This window comes from Labrys sp. LIt4, from assembly GCF_017813775.1.
Classification (GTDB): domain Bacteria; phylum Pseudomonadota; class Alphaproteobacteria; order Rhizobiales; family Labraceae; genus Labrys; species Labrys okinawensis_A.
Genome location: NZ_JAGIPY010000037.1, coordinates 1 through 2953, shown reverse-complemented (window position 1 = coordinate 2953; position 2953 = coordinate 1). Strand labels below are relative to the sequence as shown.

Annotated in this window: 2 protein-coding genes; one reads left to right on the top strand and one right to left on the bottom strand. The window is 51.2% G+C overall.

Annotated features, from left to right (window positions below; translation table 11 throughout):
- Positions 1-651: 651 nt before the first annotated feature.
- Positions 652-1380: a response regulator transcription factor gene (locus J8I29_RS29530; protein ID WP_209434401.1), complete on the bottom strand. Its 729-nt coding sequence runs from the start codon at positions 1378-1380 to the stop codon at positions 652-654.
- Between the two features lie 620 nt (positions 1381-2000).
- On the opposite strand from J8I29_RS29530, the gene J8I29_RS30220 reads away from it, so the two are divergent.
- The coding region (locus J8I29_RS30220) for a Hint domain-containing protein (RefSeq protein WP_245197492.1) at positions 2001-2953 on the top strand (953 nt) is incomplete at its 3' end.

Here is a 2953-nt window from a genome sequence, read left to right as displayed (position 1 = left end):
TGGTCCTGCTCGGCTCGATCCTGGCCTGGTTCATCTCCATCGGCCTCGTGGGCGTCATTCGCCGCCACCTGGCTTGATGTCCTTCTTGTCAAAATGGGGGGTATGACCGGCGCGCATCGGCCCTGGCTTCCACTAAGATCGCTGAGCGGGTGCCGGCCGCTTTGCATCGAGCACGAGAATTGCGCTCAGACAGGCCTTCCTCTCGACAGACTCGGTGGATGCTGTCGGCGCCTCAGGGTTTCTTCCCGCCTGAGCGGAATGAACAGACGCCTGTGGCCGAATTGCCGTGGCTCATTGGCCGGATCGCGCAACCGAGGTCAAGCGCTGCATCCAAGGTAAGGCAGGATGATCACCGCTCATCCCGCGACCCCCGACGATCGAATAGGTTCTGCGTTCCCGCAGATGCAGGAGGGCCTCCCCCGACGACTGGACCGGCCGACTTTTGATAGAAGCTCCCGCCCCGAGCCTGTATCCAGCATTGCCCGGAAAGCAACTTCCCAGTTTGGCATTCTAGCCCCGAATTGCCTCACGCACCAGGCTTCCGATATGTCCATCCCGCTATACCTGACCTCCCACTTGTACAGTGTCGCTTGCGTGCAAGATCGGCCGTCTTCATCCCGGCCTCCCTCGCAACAGCCCGATGATCTATTCCTAGGCGAAAGCAGAAAACTTGGAGCTATATTTCAGGTCTTTATAAGATGTTATATTTAATCTTTTCATAATTTCGAAAACGTGAACATTTACCGTGGACGTAGAAATGCTCAAAGTATCCGCGATTATCTTCCGATTTACGCCTTGCCGAATAAGTTCGGCAATTTCGATCTGACGTCGAGTAAGCTTAGGAATGTCGCGGGCTGCCGCTAATTTTTCACTAGGAGAGCTCTCTCCTGAGAGTTCCAGGCAATCAGGCGAAATGTATATCGCTCCTGCAGCAATCAGATCTATGACAGCACAGAGCGTGTTCAAATTATAATTCGCGCTCATATAGCCGCGTGCGCCCGCGCGGATAGCGCTGTTGGCATGGTCCAACCTAGGTGCATCTGCGACCACAGCTATCTTTGTATCTGGTACTAAATGAATGATGTCGGATATATCGTGCTCTATGACCTGTTTGATGCGGCTATTTTTAAAATTACACAATATAATGAATTCTGACTCGCCGCGATGCATTTCATACCATTCGGCGATGGTTTCGTAACCCCCGGTGGGCCGGTCGGGAAATGCCTCTTTCAGGCATTGCACCAGACAGTCACGCGTAAGGGCATGTTGACAGATTACTATGCACGGCTTGCCCGGTGTGATGACATCTCCGCGGGGTGCCGCATCGAAGGATGAGCTCGTCATTTGTTCTTGAGTCCAGCGTTTTATAAGAGATTCCATGGTTCATTGGCAGTTTATATACATTTTTTATCCATTCGACGAATTAATATTTTTGCTTAACGTCACAATGGATTTCTTCTTTGGAAATCTCTATATTAGACTCTATACCTATAAGTTCAAGATCTTAACAGGGACGGCATCGGCAATAAGCAGGTTATTGTCGATGTCTTACAGGCCTAGGTACAGCACAATCCACTGCATGCGCTCCTTTCTCGCATGGCGGGGCCTTTGGGTTCCTGCCCCTTGGCGTAGTGCCTGTCAAAACATGACAAACTTGTCAAATCACACGGGCGGCATAGCAGGTTGTCTTTGGTCGATCTGTGCGAAAACGCACACACCTGTCTACGAGGAAGGGGCGACTTTAGGCAGGGATATTTAGGAGTAATTCTATTGGTACAGAATCTAGTTTATTTATATAAATAATATTTATAGATACCTTATCCTAAGTTTTACAAAATAATAGTTTGAAATTTACTAACAACGAACTCTATATATTGTTGGCCAGGTTGAGCCAGTTTTGTCTTGTGCTGCACCGGGTACGGAATAGTTGCGCCATGGGTAGCGGCAATAGGCCGTTGTGACCTGGTTGGTCAGCAATTAGACAAGCTTGGAGGATTGATATGACCCTATATGTTGATGACAGCGGCGTCACATATAACGTAACGACAAATAGTGTTCTTGGAATTCCTCTTAGTTATAATGTAACTATTTCAAATTCTAGTGATCCGAGTATTAACACTACATTGAACAACGTTTCATTGACGCATGTCGCAACGACCAATGGCGCGAGCATTGGAGACTTTTTTTCTCTCGGTATTAACAGGTACGTAGTCCCGCCCAATATCAATGCGAGTATTGCAATTGGTGCGAGTGGGCTTGCTGTTAACACTTATTATATCGGTGGAACTGCGACGATCGATTCTTTCGCCTCTTTTCCTGGAACGTTTAACACCATTAACGTTACGGGAGGCTCGGCAACTTTTGGTCCCGGTCTTCTGGGAAGCGGTTTTACCGGCACGACAGTGAATCTGACGGATGGCGGATCGTTCTCCAACGGTGTCGCTTCCTGGGAGTTTTTGAACGGAACGACGGTCGAGTTCGGCGCTGGTGGTGGCACTTTTACGGTCAACGCCGGTGGGACGATCCTGGATCTGAGCGGCACGTCGATCACCGGCTTTGCCGACAATAGTGGACTCAACCATCTCGCCTTCCAGAACACCGCTGGTGTCATGGCGCATTATTCCATCACGAATAATGCCGGTAATACGCAGACCATCCGGGTTCTCGATGCCAGCGGCAAGGTGATTGCGAGCGCGACGATCAGCGGGCAGGGCCTGGCGGCAGGTACTTACACGGCAGGTGACCCTGGTCCATTGACGATCACCACCAGCGGCAGCACCCTGACGATCACCGACCTTGCCGTGGTCTGCTTCCTCTCAGGCACGCTGATCCGCACCGCTACCGGCGAAGTCGCGATCGAAGACATCCGTGTCGGTGACGAGGTCTTCGTCTCCGTCGAAGGCAGGGACGAACTGCGCCCGGTGACCTGGATCGGTTCGGGCCACGTCCTGAG

Excerpts from the sequence above, each read along its gene's own strand:
- J8I29_RS29530 (WP_209434401.1), bottom strand. The coding sequence starts at position 1,380 with ATGGAATCTCTTATAAAACGCTGGACTCAAGAACAAATGACGAGCTCA.